The organism is Delftia sp. BGA-UO-ETr-SB1 (genome assembly GCF_059567865.1).
Genome location: NZ_JCAQOW010000004.1, coordinates 1454135 through 1471895, shown reverse-complemented (window position 1 = coordinate 1471895; position 17761 = coordinate 1454135). Strand labels below are relative to the sequence as shown.

The 17761-nt window shown below is 68.8% G+C and carries 15 protein-coding genes and 1 pseudogene; 6 read left to right on the top strand and 10 right to left on the bottom strand.

The window, feature by feature from the left end; translation table 11 throughout:
- Window positions 1–15 precede the first annotated feature (15 nt).
- From AC57B5_RS07215 to AC57B5_RS07200, 4 genes and pseudogenes are all read right to left on the bottom strand, one after another.
- On the bottom strand, window positions 16–882 hold the full coding sequence (locus AC57B5_RS07215; protein ID WP_496399135.1) for an ABC transporter ATP-binding protein: 867 nt from the start codon (window positions 880–882) through the stop codon (window positions 16–18).
- Window positions 879–1966: pseudogene (locus AC57B5_RS07210) on the bottom strand (FecCD family ABC transporter permease). The gene AC57B5_RS07215 and the pseudogene AC57B5_RS07210 overlap by 4 nt, the downstream one beginning before the upstream one ends.
- Complete coding sequence (locus AC57B5_RS07205; RefSeq protein WP_496399134.1) at window positions 1963–3165, bottom strand: ABC transporter substrate-binding protein; 1203 nt, start codon at window positions 3163–3165, stop codon at window positions 1963–1965. The pseudogene AC57B5_RS07210 and the gene AC57B5_RS07205 overlap by 4 nt, the downstream one beginning before the upstream one ends.
- Window positions 3166–3179: 14 nt before the next feature.
- Window positions 3180–5495 (bottom strand): TonB-dependent receptor, encoded by a 2316-nt coding sequence (locus AC57B5_RS07200; RefSeq protein WP_496399133.1) that lies wholly within the window; start codon window positions 5493–5495, stop codon window positions 3180–3182.
- Between the two features lie 152 nt (window positions 5496–5647).
- Here AC57B5_RS07200 and AC57B5_RS07195 point away from each other — a divergent pair, with 152 nt between their 5' ends.
- The gene (locus tag AC57B5_RS07195; protein WP_013802320.1) at window positions 5648–6412 is read left to right on the top strand and encodes a response regulator; all 765 of its coding nucleotides are present in this window, start codon (window positions 5648–5650) and stop codon (window positions 6410–6412) included.
- The gene (locus tag AC57B5_RS07190; RefSeq protein WP_496399132.1) at window positions 6412–7845 is read left to right on the top strand and encodes an ATP-binding protein; all 1434 of its coding nucleotides are present in this window, start codon (window positions 6412–6414) and stop codon (window positions 7843–7845) included. The genes AC57B5_RS07195 and AC57B5_RS07190 overlap by 1 nt, the downstream gene beginning before the upstream one ends.
- On the opposite strand, the gene AC57B5_RS07185 is transcribed toward AC57B5_RS07190, so the two are convergent.
- The 6 genes from AC57B5_RS07185 to AC57B5_RS07160 form a co-directional block, all read right to left on the bottom strand.
- The gene (locus AC57B5_RS07185; RefSeq protein WP_496399131.1) at window positions 7846–8664 is read right to left on the bottom strand and encodes a SprT-like domain-containing protein; all 819 of its coding nucleotides are present in this window, start codon (window positions 8662–8664) and stop codon (window positions 7846–7848) included. It lies immediately after the preceding gene.
- A 41-nt stretch (window positions 8665–8705) separates the two neighbouring features.
- Window positions 8706–9290: a flavin reductase family protein gene (locus tag AC57B5_RS07180; RefSeq protein ID WP_496399130.1), complete on the bottom strand. Its 585-nt coding sequence runs from the start codon at window positions 9288–9290 to the stop codon at window positions 8706–8708.
- Between the two features lie 37 nt (window positions 9291–9327).
- The gene (locus tag AC57B5_RS07175) at window positions 9328–9960 is read right to left on the bottom strand and encodes a Rossmann-fold NAD(P)-binding domain-containing protein (RefSeq protein WP_496399129.1); all 633 of its coding nucleotides are present in this window, start codon (window positions 9958–9960) and stop codon (window positions 9328–9330) included.
- 78 nt (window positions 9961–10038) lie between these two features.
- Entirely contained in the window at window positions 10039–11139 is a 1101-nt protein-coding gene (locus AC57B5_RS07170) for an alkene reductase (RefSeq protein WP_043823061.1), read from the bottom strand.
- A 115-nt stretch (window positions 11140–11254) separates the two neighbouring features.
- Window positions 11255–11836 (bottom strand): TetR/AcrR family transcriptional regulator, encoded by a 582-nt coding sequence (locus AC57B5_RS07165; protein ID WP_012205713.1) that lies wholly within the window; start codon window positions 11834–11836, stop codon window positions 11255–11257.
- 55 nt (window positions 11837–11891) lie between these two features.
- A complete protein-coding gene (locus AC57B5_RS07160) occupies window positions 11892–12842 on the bottom strand; it encodes a LysR family transcriptional regulator (protein ID WP_099733561.1) in 951 nt (316 codons plus the stop codon).
- 123 nt (window positions 12843–12965) lie between these two features.
- Between AC57B5_RS07160 and AC57B5_RS07155 the strand changes: the two genes are divergently transcribed.
- From AC57B5_RS07155 to modA, 4 genes are all read left to right on the top strand, one after another.
- Window positions 12966–13982, top strand: a complete 1017-nt coding sequence (locus AC57B5_RS07155; RefSeq protein ID WP_454723326.1) for a Bug family tripartite tricarboxylate transporter substrate binding protein — start codon at window positions 12966–12968, stop codon at window positions 13980–13982.
- Window positions 13983–13986: 4 nt separating this feature from the next.
- A complete protein-coding gene (locus AC57B5_RS07150) occupies window positions 13987–15903 on the top strand; it encodes an AMP-binding protein (RefSeq protein ID WP_496399128.1) in 1917 nt (638 codons plus the stop codon).
- 194 nt (window positions 15904–16097) lie between these two features.
- On the top strand, window positions 16098–16826 hold the full coding sequence (locus tag AC57B5_RS07145; RefSeq protein ID WP_447915651.1) for a DUF4198 domain-containing protein: 729 nt from the start codon (window positions 16098–16100) through the stop codon (window positions 16824–16826).
- A 194-nt stretch (window positions 16827–17020) separates the two neighbouring features.
- Window positions 17021–17761 (top strand): molybdate ABC transporter substrate-binding protein, encoded by a 741-nt coding sequence (gene modA / locus AC57B5_RS07140; protein WP_496399127.1) that lies wholly within the window; start codon window positions 17021–17023, stop codon window positions 17759–17761.

Here is a 17761-nt window from a genome sequence, read left to right as displayed (position 1 = left end):
AATCGGCGACCGGGCTCAGGCCGCAGCCGTCAGCCCGTCCACGATGACCTGGGGCAGGCCCTGGGAGCAGGGCTCCACCCGGGCCTGCACGCCGTAGACGCGGGCCAGCAGGGCGGGGGTGATGGCCTGGGCGGGCGGGCCGTCGGCCAGCAGCTGGCCTTGCTTGAGCACGATGACGCGGTCGGCGTGGCGCAGGGCGGCGCCCAGGTCGTGCAGTACGACGAGGGTGGTCATGCCGTGGCGGCGCGTTTGCTCGCGCACCAGCTGCATGACGTGGAACTGGTGGTTGAGGTCCAGGGCAGACAGGGGTTCGTCCAGCAGCAGCACGCGCGGTTCGCGGATCAGGGCCTGGGCCAGGCCTGCAAGCTGGGACTGGCCGCCAGACAGCTCATCCAAGTGGCGCATGGCCAGGTGGGCGATGCCCAGGTGCTCAAGCAGGGCGGCGGCCTGGGTGACCGCATCCGGGGAGCCGGCCTGCTGCGGGCGCGTGGCGTGTGGCGAGGCCTTGCGCGCGGCCAGCAGTGATTCGATGACGCGCAGGTGCACGGCGGCCGGCAGGGCCTGGGGCAGGTAGACGATGCGGCGCGCGCGCTCGGCCAGGCTGGCGTGCTGCAGTTCCTGGCCTTCCAGCGTGATGCTGCCCTGGGCGCGCACCAGGCCGGCCAGGGCACGCAGCAGGGTGGACTTGCCGCTGCCGTTGGGCCCCAGTACCACGGTGAGCGTGCCGGCGCGCAGCGGGGCGATGTCCAGCGATTCGATGACGCGTCGGCGCCCGTAGGCGACGCTGAGACCCTCGATCTGCAGACCATCTTGCGTGAGAGGTGGCAGATAGGTGGGTGCGAAGTGCGGGGTATTCAGGGAGGGGTTCAGGGTGGTGCTCATGTCCGCCCCCGCGTGCGCAGCACGATGGCCAGGAAGAAGGGAATGCCCACCAGCGAGGTGACGATGCCCACCGGGATGATCACGCCCGGGATCAGCGTCTTGGACGCCACCGAGGCCAGCGACAGCACAGCGCGCCGACCAGGGCGGCGGCGGGCAGGTAGAAGCGGTGGTCATCTCCCACCATGCGGCGCGCGATGTGCGGTGCCACCAGGCCGATGAAGCCGATGCTGCCCACAAAGGCCACGGACAGCGCGGCCAGCAGGCTGATGCGCAGCAGGGCACCCAGGCGCAGTCGGCGCACGTCCACGCCAAAGCTGGCGGCACGGTCCTCGCCCAGGCGCAAGGCGGTGAGGCGCCAGGCGTTGAGCAGCGAGAACGGCAGCACCAGTGCCAGCGCGGCGGCCAGACCGGCCACCTTGGGCCAGGTGGCGCGCGAGAGGCTGCCCATGGTCCAGAAGACCAGGCCCTGCAGCGCCTCGGCCGTGGCCACGAACTGCAGCAGCGAGACCAGGGCGTTGAAGCTGAACACCAGGGCAATGCCGAACAGCACCACGCCCGATGCGCTCATGCCGCCCCAGCGCGCCACCAGGTCCAGCAGCAGGGCCGAGGCCATGGCGAACAGGAAGGCGTTGGCAGGCACGGCCCAGGCCGTGGGCACGCCGGGCAGGCTCCAGTCCAGCACGATGGCCAGGGCCGCGCCGAAGGCGGCGGCCGAGGACAGGCCCAGCGTGAACGGGCTGGCCAGCGGGTTGGCCAGCACGGTCTGCATCTCGGCGCCGGCCAGGCCCAGGGACAGGCCCACGGCCACGGCCATCAAGGCGTAGGGCAGGCGAATGTCCCAGACGATGACGCGCAGCGCAGGCGGCGCCTGGTCGGCATGGCCCAGGGTGGCGATCAGCTGGTCCAGCGCCAGCCCGGAGGGTCCGGTGGTGAAGTCCAGCAGCAGCGCGCCCACGATGGCCGCAGCCAGCAGGGCCAGCACCAGCACGCGCAGGGCGGTCAGGCGCCGGTAGCCCCTGGCCAGCGGTGCTGCATTGGCGGCCGGGCTGGCGAGCTCCACGGGCAGGTCGGCGGCCATGTTCATCGCGCGGCTCCGCTGGCCGCTGCCTTGGCAGGTGCATCGCCCCAGAAGGCGCCGTGCATGGGCAGGGCGGGCAGGAAGCGGCGGTTGATCTCGTCCAGTGTGGCCTGGGGGTCGATGTCGCCAAAGCGCTCTGGGTAGAACCACTTGGCCATGGCCTCGATGGCCAGGATGTTGGTGGGCGCGTCGTAGAAGTTGTGCCACAGGCCGTGGGCGCGGCCCTGGCGAACGGCGCCCAGCACCTCGAAACCGGGGCGCGCGGTCAGCGCCTGCAGGCTGGCCGAGAGGTAGGCCGGCGCTACGCCGCTGCCGGCCTTGAGCATGAGGCGGTTGCTCTGCGGGCGGCTGCCGGTGGCGATGTAGACCTCGGGGTCGGCGGCGATCAGGGCTTCCTGGTGCATGTCGCCGATGGCGCCGGGCACCTTGCCGGCCGCGACGTTGATGCCGCCGGCCGCCTCGATGAATTCGCCCATGTTGCCCTTGCCCACGGTGTGGCAGCAGCCGTCCCAGACGCCGGCCAGCAGCTCGGCGAAGACGCGCGGGCGCTGGCTGGTGGGAATGCCCTCCACGCGCTGGCGCACCTGCTGCAGGTGCTGCTCGTAGAAGCGCGCATAGGCCTCGGCCTGTTTCTCGCGGTGCACCGCCTTGCCCAGGATGCGCATGCTGGCCAGGGTGTTGCGCACGGGCTGGGCGCGAAAGTCGATGAAGACCACGGGCACGCCGGCCTTCTTGAGATCGTTGACCAGGCCGCTCTGGCGCCCCGGACCATGTCCGCCCAGGCCGAAGATGGCGATGTCGGGCCGGGTGGAGACCGATTGCTCGGCGCTGACGCTGTCTTCCGAGGTGCGGCCGATGACCGGGATGCGGTCTATGGCCGGGAAGCGGCGCCGGTAGTCGGCATAGCCGTTGGGGTCGGCGAAGGGCAGCTCGCCCTGCCACCCGGCGATGCGGGCCAGCGGCCGATCACCCTCGATCAGGGCCAGGGCATAGAGGAAGCGGCCCTCGCCCAGCAGGATGCGCTCCACCTTGGCGGGGATTTCGACCGTGCGGCCGACGATGTCGACCACGGTGGCGGCCGGTGCATTGGCAGCGGTGCCGGCAGGCGAGGCCGCAAGCGCGGAGGCGGACAGCAGGGCGGCGGCGCAGGCTGCGGCCAGCGCCAGCAGAGCACGGCGTGTGGAGAGACGTTTGGTGGATGTCATGGTATGGCCCCGGCTCAGAAGGACATGTCCAGGCCCGCCGTGTAGGTGCGGCCCGCGCCCGGCACGCCGTAGAGCTGAAAGCCGTCCAGCGAGGCGCCGATGCGGCTCCAGTAGAAGCGGTTGGTGAGGTTGTTGATGTTGAAGCGGGCCGTGAGCTGGCGGTTGATGCGCCAGCTCAGCGCCAGGTTCTGCACGAAGTAGCTGGGCGCTTTTTCGTGGTCGGCCACATAGATGGGGTGCACGCCGTTGGGGCCGTTGACGGTGCTCGACGTATTGTTCTGGCCGCCCACCATGACGTTGTCCGTGTATCGGCGCTCGCCCACGTACTGCGCGCCCCAGCTCAGGGTGACGACGGGCGTGACCAGGAAGGACGTCCAGACGCTGCCGCTCCAGTCGGGCACGTTCCTGGCCTCGGCACCTTCGTTCGCGCCCTTGGTGAGGCGGCTCTTCAAGTGGGACAGGCCGGCGTACACCGCCCAGCGCGACGTGATCTCGCCCTGGGCGCCCAGCTCGAAACCCTGCACCCGCTTGGCGGGCAGGGCGCGCACGGGCGAGATGCTGTCGGGGCTGTACTCCCACGATTCACTCAGCTCGGTGCGGAACACGGCGCCGGTCAGCGACAGGCGCCCGCCCAGCACGTCCCACTTGCTGCCTGCCTCCCAGGTGCGCGACAGGGCCGGCGCATAGGCCAGCTGGGCGGCCGTGCCGTAGACGCCGTTGTTCGTGGTCACGCCCATGGCCGAGGGCTGGGCCGCGCGGCTGTAGGAGACATAGATGGAGCCCTCGCTGGCCGGCTTGTAGACCAGGCCCAGGCGGCCGCTGAGCGCGCCGTCCGTGCGGCTGGCGCCGCCGTTGTTCGCCTGCCAGCGGTCGTAGCGCAGCGCCGTCTGGGCCTGCCAGCGCGGCGAGAAGGTGATGGTGTCGTTCACATACACGCCCGCGTTCTGCACCGTGGCGCGCGCGCTGCCCGCGCCCACCACCGTGGGCGTGCCCGGGAAGATGGTGGCCGGGTTGGCCATGTCGAAGCCCAGCGTCCCGGTGGGCAGGTCCATGCTGCGCTCGCGGTCGCCATAGGTCTCGCGGTACAGCTCCAGCCCTGCCGTGAGGTTGTGCTTGAAACCTGCCGTCTCGAAACTGGTGCGCACATCGGTCTGGTTGTTGGCGATGGTGTAGCGCTTGGACACTGGCACCGAGGCCAGGCGCAGCGAGGCATTGGCGCCCGTGGTGTCCACCAGGCCGTAATCGCCATAGGACAGGATGCCGCCCGGCGCCGTCACCAGCCCGCCCAGGCCCACATAGCCCAGCGAGTTCTTGCTGCTGCCGTTGTTGAAGCGCGCGGGCGCCAGCACGCTCCAGTTGTCCGAGCGCTCGTAGCGGAACTGGTTGCGCACCGTGGTCGTGGGCGAGAGGTCATGCTCCACGCGGGCCGTCACCATATCCGTGCGCGACTGCTGGGTGTAGAGGTTGGAGGCGCCGTACCAGGCATTGCGCGGCACGCCCGGCATCACCTGGCCGCCCGTGCCGCGCTGAATGGGCAGGCCGCCATCGGGCGTGTTGTCGTCCACCTGGTGGAAGACGTTGACCACGGTGCGCGTGGAAGTGCCCAGGCCGTGGGCGAACGAGGCTGCCACGCCGTAGCGGTCGTAGTCCGCCCCGTTGCGGCCGGCCACGTCGTTCTGGTGCTTCATGACGTTCAGGCGCACGGCGCCGGTCTCGCCCACGCTGCGGTTCAGGTCGGCCGTGGCGCGGCGGTAGCCATCGCTGCCCACGCCCACCGAGCTGTTGTAGAACGTGTCGCGCCTGGCTTCCTTGCTGACCAGGTTGACGCTGCCGCCCACGGCGGACACGCCCGACTCCACCGAGCCCGTGCCCTTGTAGACCTCGGCCTGCTCCAGGTTGAAGGTGTCGGTGCGGCTGGCCATGCCGCCGTCGCGCACGCCGTCGATGGTGATGGCCTGCTCGGCCGAGAAGCCCCGGATGGTGAAGAAATCTCCCCAGCCCAGGTTGCCCTCGCCCGAGGTGAAGGTGATGCCGGGCACGTTCTGCAGCACCTCCTGCAGGCTCTGGGCGTTTTGCTCGCGGATCAGCTCGGCCGGCACCACGCTGATGCTTTGCGGCGTGTCGCGCAGCGGCTGGGTGAGCTTGGGCGACTGCACGGCGGCGGGCTGGTAGGCCGGCGCCTCACGCGTGGAGCGGACTTCGACCGTGCCCAGGGGCGATGCCGGAGCGGCCGCAGTCTGGGCCACGGCCAGGGTGGAGAAGGCGCCCAGCGTCAGCGCAAGGCTGGTGGACAGGGCCGGAGGGAAACTGCTGGAGTGCTGAGAAGACATGGCGACGAATCACTAGAATGAAAATCGTTCTTATTGACGAGCAGGACTCTAGTGACGCGACAGCGCAGACAGGCCAGCGGCCGCCGGGCAAATGCAATGCTCCATTGCACAGGCCGCCGCCACAACATTCCATTACAAAACGCCGTGCGCCAATGCAATCCATGAGCGCACCGGCCGCCGCATCCCCGGCCGCCCAGGGTCCGCGCATCCTGGTGGTGGACGACGATCCCGACATCCGCGAGCTGCTGTGCGACTACCTGCGCGCCTCGGGCATGCGCCCGGCCGCCGTGGGTGACGGCCAGGCCATGTGGGACTGGCTGGGCCGGCATGCGGCCGACCTCATCGTGCTGGACCTGATGCTGCCCGGCACCGACGGCCTGGCCCTGTGCCGCAGCCTGCGCGAACGCACCCACATCCCCGTGGTCATGCTCACGGCGCGCGGCGCCTTGCTGGACCGCATCCTGGGCCTGGAGATGGGGGCCGACGACTACCTGCCCAAGCCCTTCGATCCGCGCGAGCTGCTGGCGCGCATCAAGGTGGTGCTGCGCCGCGTGGCCCAGGCACCGGCGCCGGCCAGCGAGCCGGAGCATCTGCCCGTGCTGCGCTTTGCCGGCTGGACGCTGGACATGCGCGCGCGCGAGCTGCGCTCGCCCCAGGCCGTGCTGGTGCCGCTGGCCCAGTCCGACTACCGCGTGCTCTGCGCCCTGGCCAGCAACCCGCACCGCACGCTGAGCCGCGACTACCTGGCCGACCATGTGTTCGGCCGCGAGCGCCAGGCCCAGGACCGCGCCATCGACGTCTGCGTGAGCCGACTGCGCCAGCACCTGGAAGACCCTGCGCGCCAGGCCAGCCTGATCCGCACCGTGCGCAACGCCGGCTACGTGCTGACCTGCGACGTGGTGCCGCAGGCATCGTGATGGCTTGGATGCAGGCCGGCGCGCTGCTGCGGCGCCTGTGGCCGCAGACGCTGTCCGGGCGCGTGGCCCTGATCCTTGTGGCCGGCATGCTGGCGGCCCAGGCGCTGACGGGCACCATCTGGTGGGAAAGTCGGCGCAGCCAGCTGCTGGAGGTGCCGCTGCGCCTGCTGGGCGCGCGCGCCGCCGATTCGCTGCTGCTGCTGTCCTCCCTGCCGCCCGAGGCGCGGGCCGCCGCCGTGGGCACGCTGAGCACGCAGGGCTACCAGCTGACCCTGATCGATGCGGCCCGTGCGCGGCGCCTGATGGAGGACCTGGCGTCCGATCCCGCCGATGCGGCCGACGCCATGGCCGGCGATCTGCTGGCCGATGTGCTGGCGCGGCGCGTGGGCGCGGCCGTGCCGTTCCACCTGCTGGCGCTGGAGCTGCACGGCGGCGCGGAAACCCTGCTCACCGCCCATGAGCCCGAAGCCCATGTACGCATGCTGCTGGGCCTGGGCAACGGCCAGTGGCTGCAGGTACAGGCCGTGGAGGGCGAGGCCGGCTACCCCGTCAGGCCCTACTGGGCGCTGGCCGACTACGTGCTGCGCATCTATCTGCTGCGCATCGTCGTGGTGGTGGTGGTGGCTCTGCTGGCCGTGCGCCTGGCCATGCGCCCGCTGGCACGCATGGCCAGCGCCGCCGACGCGCTGGGCAAGGACCTCAAAAGCCCGCCCCTGCCGCTGGACGGCCCGCGCGAGGTGCGCCAGGCGGCCCAGGCCTTCAATGCCATGCAGCAGCGCATCGCCGATGGCGTGGCCGAGCGCACGCGTTTCTTTGCAGCCGTCTCGCACGACCTGCGCACGCCCATCACGCGGCTGCGCCTGCGCTCGGAAATGCTGGAGCCCGAAGCCCTGCGCGACAAATTCCGCCGCGATCTGCAGGAGATGGAAGCCATGGTCACCGCCACGCTGGACATGCTCACCGGCGCCGACGCGCGCGGCGAGCACCAGGCGCTGGACATCAACGCCCTGGTGCAGGGCGTGGCCCAGGACCTGGGCGAGGCGCATGGAGTGCACATCCCCATCACGGGCCGCGCCCTGCGCCCGCTCGATTGCTATCCCCACAGCCTGCGCCGCTGCCTGCAGAACCTGCTGGAGAACGCGCTGCGCTATGGCCGCGACGCCGAACTGCGCATCAGCGACAGCGACGATTTGCTGCGCATCGACGTGCTGGACCAGGGGCCGGGCATTGCCCAGGAGCAACTGGCCCAGGTGCTGGAGCCGTTCTACCGCATGGAGGCCTCGCGCAACGCGGGCTCTGGCGGGTTTGGCCTGGGCCTGTCCATTGCCGATGCCGTGGCCAAGGCGCACGGCGGGCGCATTGTGCTGGGCAACCGGGAGGGGGGCGGGCTGGAGGCGGTGCTGGAGCTGCCGCGCAAGACTCCTGCCCGCTGATCAATCCTGGGCTGTGAAGCCTTTGCCGCAATCGCCGCAGATCAGGTTCAGCCCCGGCTTGCCCCAGACATTGACGGGCGCCGCGCAACCGCCGCAGCGGTACTTGACGCGCAGGGACTTGTTGACGGGCTGCACCGTGGTCTCGCCGGTGGTGGAGCCCGGCACAGCCACCGAGGTGCCCACGGGCCGCACGGCTTCGGCCAGGGCGGGCACGGAGGACATGGGCGGCTGCGTGCCCTGCATGCCCTGGATCTGCGTGGCCATGCTCCACTGGCCCGTGACCACATGCTCGATGGCCGGGAAGCGGTCGTACCAGCTCAGTTGGAAGCGCGTGGTCAGCAACTGCTCGCAGGCCGCGAGGAAGGGGCCGCCCGCCATGGCGTAGTCGGCCATCATGTCGCCCGTGCGCCGGCCGCCCGGCCGGCCCGTGGACGAGGGCATGAGGCCCAGCGATTCCAGCTTGTCCGCCCATTCCTCGTTGTGATACCGCGCGCGGCCCGGCTTGCCGAAGTGGTGCTGCCACAGGTGCGTCATCTCATGCACCAGGGTCTGCAGCGTCTCGATGATGGGCACGGCCGCGAAGTAGGCGGGGTTGAGCGCAATCTCGTCCGTGGTGCTGCCATCCAGCGACGCAAAGCGCGCCGCAGAGAAATAGCCGCAGGTGCGTTTCTCGCGCTGCAGCGTGATCAGGCAATGGGGCAGGGCATCGTCGAACAGGCGCTGGTTGAAGTGCTCGTATGCCTGCTGCAACTCGGAATAGGTTTCGCGCGTGGGTGCGGTGCGTACGGGGGCAAGGGAAGAGGCAGTGGCCGAGAGCATGGTTGGATTGTGCAATACAGCCATGGCGCCATTGGCGAGTTTCAGGGCGATCCGTCCTGCACGTTCAACGCCTGCCCAATCGCATAGAACTGCCCACCCGCCACATAGTGCAGGCTGCGCAGCGCGGGGTCGGCGTCCTCGAAGTGCCAGTGGCCGTCGCTGAACACGCGGGTATCGGACCAGGCGCCCACGATCTCGCCGATGAACAGGTCGTAGGCCTGCTGGTTGTGGGGCTCGGGGATGAGTCGGCAGGCCAGCCAGCCGGCGCAGCCGTCCACGAAGGGCAGGTCGAACCCGTCCATGCCGAACAGCTGAACGCCGCTGGTGGCGAGCTTGCCGGCATCGGTGGAAAGGCTGAGCGTGCCGACCTGGTGCGTGAGTCGCAACTGGGCGGCCGTGGGCACCTGGATCACGAACATGCCGCTGTGCTCGACCAGGGCGCGCGTGGCCGTGGCCTTGTCCAGCACCACGGTGAGCTTCGGGGGCGCAAAGTCCAGCGCGCAGCACCAGGCTGCGGCCATGACGTTGTCCACGCCGCCATGGCGGGCCGAGACCAGGACGGTGGGGCCGTGGTTGATCAGCCGGTAGGACTTGGCGAGATCGACCGGGGCGATATGCGGGTTCATGCGAGCTTTCTGAGAGGTTCTTGACTGTGCATGGTGTTCACTCGGCCAGCGCCTCGGAACCCACGATATGGACGCCGGGCCTGGCGTTGACAGCAGCCTCTATCAAGGCCTGGGCAATGCGGTGCGCGGGGTTGAGCCGCCAGCGCCGGGGAAGCAGCGGGCCCAGGGCGCCAAGAACGCCGACCATGGCGCGCTCACCCGCGCGGTGCTCGGTGCGCGGGCCGCTGATCAGGCCGGGGCGCACGAAGGTGAGGGACGCAAAGCCTTGCGCCTGCAGGTCGCGCTCGAGCTCACCCTTGACGCGGTTGTAGAAGATGCGCGAGCCGGCGTCGGCGCCCATGGCCGAGTTCAGCACATAGGTGGGCGTGCCGTGGCGATGGGCCAGGCGGGCGGCCAGCAGCGGATAGTCATGGTCCACACGCTGAAAAGCCGGCTGGCTGCCGGCTGTCTTGATGGTGGTGCCCAGGGTGCACACCAGGGCGTCGGCGCGCCACCAGTCGGCATCTTCGGGCAGGCGTTCGAAATCGACGATGGGGGCGAGCAGCCTGGGGTGCTCCGGCAGCGCCCGGCGTACCGGGGCCACGATGCGGGTGATGCGGCTGTCGGCCAGGGCCTGTTGCAGCACCTGGCTGCCCACCAGCCCCGTGGCGCCCACGATCAGCAGTTGCATGGCTTGGTCTTTCGCTTGGTCATTCGATGGGGACGCAGGTCAGCCAGTGTGCCGCAGATCGTGGGGCGGATGGCCGGCTCAGGCGGCCACTGGCCAGTCCGTGTAGCCCTGGGCGCCGCCGCCGTAGTAGGCCTCGTGCGGGGCCACGGCCAGCTCCTTGCCGTGGCGCAGGCGGGCCACCAGGTCGGGGTTGGCGATGAAGGGGCGGCCGATGGCCACGGTGTCGATCAGGCCCTTGGCGCGGCGGTCCATGGCCAGTTCCAGGTCATAGCCGTTGTTGCCCATGTAGGCGCCGTCAAAGAGCTTGCGCAGCGCGTCCAGGTCCACGCCCGGCGGCAGTTCGCGCGAGCCGCCGGTGGCGCCTTCCACGACGTGCAGGTAGGCCAGGCCGAAGCGGTTGAGCTGGGGGATGAGGTAGCCGTAGAGGGCCATCACGTCGCTGTCCAGCGGCGTGTTGCCGGCGTTGGGTGTGACGGGCGACAGGCGGATGCCCACGCGGTCGGCGCCCCAGACCTTGGCCACGGTGTCGGTGACTTCCAGCGTCAGGCGGGCGCGGTTTTCGATGCTGCCGCCATAGGCGTCGCTGCGGTGGTTGGTGGAGTCGCGCAGGAACTGGTCGAGCAGGTAGCCGTTGGCCGAGTGCACTTCCACGCCGTCAAAACCTGCACGCTTGGCGCATTCGGCCGCATGGCGGTATTGCTCGACGATGCCGGGGATTTCGCTGGTTTCCAGGGCGCGGGGCATGGATACCTCGGCCACGCCGTTGGGCGTGAAGGTGACGCCTTCGGCCTTGATGGCAGAGGGGGCGACAGGGGCCACGCCACCGGGCTGCAGGTCCACGTGCGAGTAGCGGCCCACGTGCCACAGCTGGGCCACGATCTTGCCGCCGGCCGCGTGCACGGCGTCGGTGACCTTCTTCCAGCCGGCGACCTGTTCCTCGGTCCAGATGCCGGGCGTGAGGTTGTAGCCCCGGCCCTGGGCGGAGATGTTGACGGCTTCGCTGATCAACAGGCCCGCGCTGGCGCGCTGGGCGTAGTAGGCGGCGTGCAGTTCGGTGGGCACGCCGTCGTCACCGGCGCGGCTGCGGGTCAGCGGGGCCATGACGAAGCGGTTGGCGAGCGACAGGCCGCCCAGTTGGGTGGGGGAGAACAGATCGGTGTGAAGGCTGTGGTCGGTCATGGTGTGCAGTGGTGGTGGTTGAACAAAGAGGAAGAGGGATGGGTAAGAGGTGAAGGGTTTGAAGTTGACCAGTCGTCTACAAACAAGGCAAATAAAAAGAGGCGGCCAGGCCTGCTCAGCCCAGCAGCCGCTTCGTGGACACAAGGGCTGCGGCAAATGGCTCCTCATGCCTGCCCAGCTTGGACAGCAGGGAGGCGCCCAGCCACAGCTGGTACAGCGATTCGGCCAGCGCAGGCGCGTCCAGGTCGGATGTGATGGAGCCATCGGCCTGGCCGGCGCGCACGCAGTCGGTCAGCCGGGTGATGATGGCGTCGGTGCCGGTGCGCAGCACCGAGCGCATGTCGTCGGACAGGTCGCAGACCTCGGGGCCCAGCTTGACCACGAGGCACTGGCCTCCTGCATGGGCCGAGCACTGGTTCTGCGTCCAATGGCGGAAGTAGGTCATCAGCCGGGAGATGGCCGGATCGGGCGTCTCCATGAGCGCATCGATCTTGGCCAGGTACTCGTCGAAGTACTCCTGCAGCAGGGCCTGGCCGAACTCTTCCTTGGATTTGAAGTAGTAGTAGAAGGAGCCCTTGGGCACGCCCGCAGCCGCGACGACCTCGGCCAGGCCGACGGCCGTATAGCCTTTCTGGGTCATCAACGCCTTGGCCACATCAAGGATGTGCTGGCGTGTTTCCTGTGCGGGTTTCTTCATGGGATCGAAGTCTAACGCAAAAACCGACCAGTCGTCTACAAACTTTGTTCCCGCGTCATTCCGGCGGTCGCAAGGCCTGTGCCGTGTCGGGCAAGTCACCCGGCCGGATGATGCGCGCAAGGCCCATCCTGTCGCTCAGAAAGTCGATCAAGGCCCGGGCGGCGCCGGACTGGAAGCGGTTGGGCATGTACAGCATGAACATGCGGCCCTGGTTGATGCTGAATTCGTAGTCCTGCATGGCCAGCACGACGCGGCCATCTTCCACCTGGCGGCGCACCATGTAGTCGGGCACCAGCCCCACGCCCAGGCCGGAGGTGATGCAGTCGCACAGGAAAGGGTAGCTGCGCGACATCAGCGTGGGCGTGATGTCCAGCTCCTCCAGCGGCTGACCGTTCCGCGCAATCTGCAGGCGCACCTTGCCGCTTTCTCCGCCCGATGTGATGAGCGGCGTGCGCGACAGCTCGGACGGGGTCTCCGGCAGGCGGTGGCTGCGCAGCCAGTCGCTGGAGGCGCACAGGCTGTAGCGCACCGGCCCCATGTCGCGCGCCACCAGCATGGGTGGCGGGTCGGACATGACGCGGATGGCGATGTCCACGCTGTCCTTGAGCAGGTTGTCTATGAAGTTTTCCAGGCGGATGTCCAGCACCACCTGCGGATGGGCGCGCTTGAACTCGATCAGCCACGGCGCCATGACCAGGTGGCCGTAGCCGGTGGGCACGCTCAGCCCGATCTTTCCCGAGATGTCGTCCGTGCTGCTTTGGGCCAGCTCGCGCACCAGCTCGGTCTCGTTGAGGATGTTGCGGGCATGGCGGTAGATGCGCTGGCCGACCTCGGTGGCCTCCACGCCCTGGGGCGTTCTGCGCAGCAGCGATGCGCCCAGGGACTTCTCCAGCCGCGCCAGGTGGTAGCTCACGTTGGCCCGCGACATGTTCAAGAACTTTGCCGCCTGGCTCAGGTTTCCGTGCTCGATGATCTGGACAAGGATGTTGAATGCCAGGAGATCCATGCGCTGCAGTCCGAGGGGGTGTCAATATTGTTTGACATGATGTCAACCGCCGCCGCCATTGTCAAAGAGGGTGCGCTGGGCAGAATGGGCCAGCCAGAACACATAAACATTCAAGGAGACAAGATGGCAGGCATCACAAAAAGACAGGCGTTGGCCAAGGGCATGGCGCTGGGCGCCATCGGCGTGGCTGCGTTCGCATCGCTGTGCGGGGCGGCGCAGGCCAATACCGATACCGGCGCCTGGCCCGACAGGCCGATTCGCCTGGTCGTTCCCTTCCCGCCGGGTGGGCCCACCGATGGCGCAGCGCGCGTCTACGCCGAGGCGCTGGCGCGCCAGCTGGGCCAGCCCGTGGTGATAGAGAACAAGCCCGGCGCATCGGGCGCGGTGGCGGCAGGCCAGTTCCGCACGGCAGCGCCTGACGGCTATACGCTGATGATGATGGTCACGCCCACCATCATGGCGCCGCATTTCTTCAAGAACGTCAAGTTTCACCCGGCCACGGATTTCGCCTCGGTCACCAAGATCTATGACTTGCCCAATGTGATTGCGGTCAATGCGCAGTCGCTGCCCAAGGTGACGGACCTCAAATCGCTGTTCCAGTACGCCAAGGCGCAGCCCGCCACGCTGGACTACACCAGCTCCGGCGCGGGCAGCTCGGGCCACCTGAGCATGGAACTGATGAAATCCGCCAAGCTGCACACCATGCAGCACGTGGCCTACAAGGGCAGTGCGCCTGCCATGAACGACACGCTGGGCGGCGTGGTGCCGGTGATCTATGCGGACATGGTGTCTGCGCTGCCCCATATCCGCAGCGGGCGGCTGAGGGCGCTGGCGGTGGGCACGCCGCAGCGCGTGAAGGCGCTGGACGGCGTGCAGACCATGGCCGAGCAGGGCTTTGGCGGCTATGAGGCATCGTCCTGGGGCGGCCTGGTGGCACCCAAGGACACACCGCGCGCCATCATCGACAAGCTCAGCGCCACCTCGCGCCAGCTGCTGGCCACCGACGAGGTGCGCGACCGTTTCGAGAAAATCGGCGTGACGGCCGCCTACCTCAACCCCCAGGACACCGAGGGCCTGATCCGCAGCGACTACACGCGCTGGGGCGAGGTGGTGCGCACCAACGGCCTGGGTGCGGAGTGAATCCATGGCCATGAGTCCTATCCCTGTGCAATCCATGTTCCGGCCCCTGCGGGCTGTGCGTTCCCTGGCCGATGTGGAGGCCATCGAAAGCCAGCCCATGGCCGGGCTGATCACGGCGCAAACGGTCTACGACCTCTTTTGCAACTCCGCGCGTGAGCACGGCCAGGGCAGGGCGCTGAGCTTTCTACCCCAGGCCGGCAGCGTGGATGACGCCCGGCACCTGAGCTATGCCGAACTGCTGGGCAAGATCCACCAGACGGCCAACGCCCTGCATGCGCTGGGCATGGGTGCCAGCGACACGGTGGCCATCCTGCTGCCAGGCTGCATGGAGTACCACTTTGCGCTGTGGGGCGGCGAGGCGGCGGGCATCGTGCAGCCCATCAATCCGCTGCTGAGTGCCGAGAAGATCTCTGCCCTGATGCGGACCACGGGCGCGCGCTTTCTGATCGCCTGGGCGGACGAGGACGATGCCGGCATCCGGGACAAGGTGGCGTCGCTGGATGCGGACCTGGTGCATGTGCTCTGGGTCTCGCATGAAGGCCGCGTTCCCCAGGGGGATGGACAGCGTTGGCCCGCCAGCGATCTGCATGCCGCCCTGGCCGCCCAGCCCTCCGACCGGCTGGTGAGCGGGCGCCAGCCCCAGGCCGGCGACGTGGCGGCCTACTTCCATACCGGGGGCACCACGGGTGCGCCCAAGATCGCCGTGCAGACGCATGGCGCCCAGGTCTACACCGCCTGGGCCAGCGTGCAGATGCAGGGCCTGAACACGGCCGACCGCACCATCAACGGCTACCCGCTGTTCCATGTGGCGGGCGTGCTGCCGGGCTCGCTGGCCTGCTTCTCGGCCGGAGCCCACGTCATCATTCCGACCACCGGTCTGTTTCGCAACAAGGCCGTGATTGCTGGCTTCTGGCGGATGGCGGCACAGTGGAAGCCCACGCTGATGTCGGCCGTGCCCACGGTGCTGGCCGCGCTGGTGGAGGTGCCGCTGCAGGGGGCCGATGTGTCCTCCATCCGCTACTTCCGCACGGGCGCCGCGCCGCTGTCGCCCGAGGTGGCGGCGCGCTTCAAGGCGCACAGCGGCTTCCATGTGCACGAGAGCCTGGGCATGACCGAGATGACGGGCATCTCCACCATCACGCCGCCCGGCCTGCACGCGGCGGCCGGCCATGTGGGCCTGCGCCTGCCGTTTGCGCGCCTTGCCGTGCGCCGCATGGGGCCGGACGGCAGGCCATCGGACCAGGAAGCGGCGGCCGGCGAAACCGGCATGGTGGTGTTCCAGTCGCCCAACCTGTTTTCCGGCTACCTGGGCGGCATCGAGCCGTCCAGCTACCTCACCGATGACGGCTGGCTGATCACGGGCGACCTGGGCTCGGTCGGCGACGATGGCCTGCTGCGGCTGCGCGGGCGTTCCAAGGACGTGATCATCCGCAGCGGCCATAACATCGATCCGCAGGTGATAGAGCAGGCGCTGGAGCGCCATCCCGCCGTCAAGGCCTGCGCCGCCGTGGGCGCGCCCGATGCCTATGCGGGCGAGGTGCCTGTGGCCTTTGTCGCGCTCCAGCCCGGCGCCCAGGCCGATGAGACCGAACTGCTGGCCTTTGCCGCAGCCGGCGTGGACGAAGCGCCTGCGCGCCCGCGCTATGTGCGCATCATTGATGCGCTGCCAACCACCAACGTGGGCAAGGTCTACAAGCCACGCCTGCGCAGCATGGCTGCGGAAATCTACGCCCGCACCCTGGTGGCCCAGGCGCATGAGCGCATGGGCCTGCCGCTGCCGCCCGCCGACAGCACCACGCATGCGGAGGGCGAGGGCTTTGTGCTGCGCCCGGCCAGGGCGGCTGACCGGAGCCCTTGGGAGCAGGCCGCTGAGGCGCTGGCCTTCACGGGCGAGCCGGTGCGCATCGAGGATGCCGCCTGAACGCTGGGCCGGACCCCATTGCAGCCACCTGGTGAACTGCGCCGGGGCGGTGCGCAATGCGCATAGAATGCAAACCATTCGCATTCAATAATCAATGCGGCGCCATGCGGCCGCACCCCACTCCCCAAGCACGTTCATGCCGTCGGCCCGTTGTGGCGCCGATGGCTGTTTTTTTGTCCTTTGAGGAAGCTGCAATGAAGAAACACTGGATTCTTGTCTCCGCACTCCTGGCCGCCAGCGGCGCCAGCCAGGCCCACCAGATCTGGCTGGAACAGCCGGCCGGCGAAACCGCCGTGATCCGCTTTGGCGAGTTTGGCGACAACCTGCGCGAGACATCGCCGGGCCTGCTCGACAAATTCGGCAAGCCCGTGGCCACCCTGGTCTCTGCCCAGGGCGAGAAGGCGGCCGATGGCCGCAAGACCGGCACTGGCTTTGCGCTGCCCTTCAAGGCCGGCCAGGGCGACAGCATCGTGGCCGAGGATGCCGGCTACCCGCTGTACACCAACAAGAAGGGCGAGCAGGAACTGCGCAACTGGTACCACCCGGCCGCGCGCCTGATCACCGGCTTTGCCGCCCAGGCCCCGCGCCTCACGCTGGATGTCGTGCCCTCGGGCAAGGCCGGCGAGTTCAAGGTCATCTACAAGGGCCAGCCCCTGCCCAAGGCCAAGGTGGTTCTGACCGTGCAATCGGGCTGGAGCAAGGAAGCCCATGCCGACGAGCAAGGCCTGGTGCAGTTCGACATGCCCTGGAAGGGCACTTACGTGGCCGAAGCCACGCACGACGAGCGCAGCGGCGGCGAGCGCACCGGCCCGAACGGCGCAGAAAAATACGACGGCGTGCACTATGTGACCTCGGTCACCTACGTCAAGCCCGAAGGCGTGGCGCCCATCGCTGCCGGCCCTGCGGCCAAGCCCAACAAGTAAGCGCTGCGGCCAGACACCTTGGCCCGAGACGCAGGCAGCCATGCCTGCCGGCCTCCATGCCTCATGCACGGAGGTTTTTTTATGGGCGCTGCAGTAGGAACACATGGGTGGGTGCGGGATTCGTCGTATACGATTGAATATTTCGTAAAGAGAGGGGCGTGGGCTTCAACGCCGCGTTCTAGAGGAGGAAATCCATGTTCAAACGCATACTGTCCCGCGGCTTGGCGCCGCTCCTGGCGCTGTTGTTGGCTGGCTCGGCCAGCCTGGCCCATGCCGATGAAGGCCTGCTGCTGGCCGCTGGCGCCGGCTACCGCAAGCCCGTGCTGGAACTGCTGCAGGCCTTCAGTCAGGCCACGGGCATTCGCGCCGAGGCCAGCTTTGGCAACATGAAGCAGATCGAGACGCAGGCCCGCCAGAACCCGGAGATCGCCGTGCTGATTGGCGACCGCGCCTTTGTCGAGCCCATGCAACTGGCCGAGCGCTACATCACGCTGGGCCAGGGCCAGCTGGTGCTGGTGGCCTCGCGCGGCCAGCGCCTGGAAAGCGTGCAGGACCTGGCCAGGCCCGAATTCAAGCGCATTGCCATCGCCGACCGCAGCAAGGCCGTGTACGGCAACGCGGCGCGCATCTGCCTGGAGCGCCTGGGCCTGGTGCAGACGCTGGGCGATCGCCTTGTCGAAGTGGCCACGGTGCCCCAGGTCAGCGCCTATGTGACCACCAGCGAGGTGGACGCAGGCTTTGTCAACAAGACCGAGGCCCTGGCCCTCAAAGACCGCGTGGGCGCCAGCGTGCCGGTGGCGGCCAGCTGCCATCCGCCCATCGAACTGAGCCTGGCCGTGCTCAAGGGCCGCGCCTCATCGCCGCAACTGCAGGCGCTGCTGGACTTCATCGCCACGCCGCAGGCCCGCCAGGTGCTGGAGCGGCACGGCCTTTGA

Coding starts and splice junctions, on each gene's coding strand:
- AC57B5_RS07215 (WP_496399135.1), bottom strand. CDS start 882: ATGAGCACCACCCTGAACCCCTCCCTGAATACCCCGCACTTCGCACCC.
- AC57B5_RS07205 (WP_496399134.1), bottom strand. CDS start 3,165: ATGACATCCACCAAACGTCTCTCCACACGCCGTGCTCTGCTGGCGCTG.
- AC57B5_RS07200 (WP_496399133.1), bottom strand. CDS start 5,495: ATGTCTTCTCAGCACTCCAGCAGTTTCCCTCCGGCCCTGTCCACCAGC.
- AC57B5_RS07195 (WP_013802320.1), top strand. CDS start 5,648: ATGCAATCCATGAGCGCACCGGCCGCCGCATCCCCGGCCGCCCAGGGT.
- AC57B5_RS07190 (WP_496399132.1), top strand. CDS start 6,412: ATGGCTTGGATGCAGGCCGGCGCGCTGCTGCGGCGCCTGTGGCCGCAG.
- AC57B5_RS07185 (WP_496399131.1), bottom strand. CDS start 8,664: ATGCTCTCGGCCACTGCCTCTTCCCTTGCCCCCGTACGCACCGCACCC.
- AC57B5_RS07180 (WP_496399130.1), bottom strand. CDS start 9,290: ATGAACCCGCATATCGCCCCGGTCGATCTCGCCAAGTCCTACCGGCTG.
- AC57B5_RS07175 (WP_496399129.1), bottom strand. CDS start 9,960: ATGCAACTGCTGATCGTGGGCGCCACGGGGCTGGTGGGCAGCCAGGTG.
- AC57B5_RS07170 (WP_043823061.1), bottom strand. CDS start 11,139: ATGACCGACCACAGCCTTCACACCGATCTGTTCTCCCCCACCCAACTG.
- AC57B5_RS07165 (WP_012205713.1), bottom strand. CDS start 11,836: ATGAAGAAACCCGCACAGGAAACACGCCAGCACATCCTTGATGTGGCC.
- AC57B5_RS07160 (WP_099733561.1), bottom strand. CDS start 12,842: ATGGATCTCCTGGCATTCAACATCCTTGTCCAGATCATCGAGCACGGA.
- AC57B5_RS07155 (WP_454723326.1), top strand. CDS start 12,966: ATGGCAGGCATCACAAAAAGACAGGCGTTGGCCAAGGGCATGGCGCTG.
- AC57B5_RS07150 (WP_496399128.1), top strand. CDS start 13,987: ATGGCCATGAGTCCTATCCCTGTGCAATCCATGTTCCGGCCCCTGCGG.
- AC57B5_RS07145 (WP_447915651.1), top strand. CDS start 16,098: ATGAAGAAACACTGGATTCTTGTCTCCGCACTCCTGGCCGCCAGCGGC.
- modA (WP_496399127.1), top strand. CDS start 17,021: ATGTTCAAACGCATACTGTCCCGCGGCTTGGCGCCGCTCCTGGCGCTG.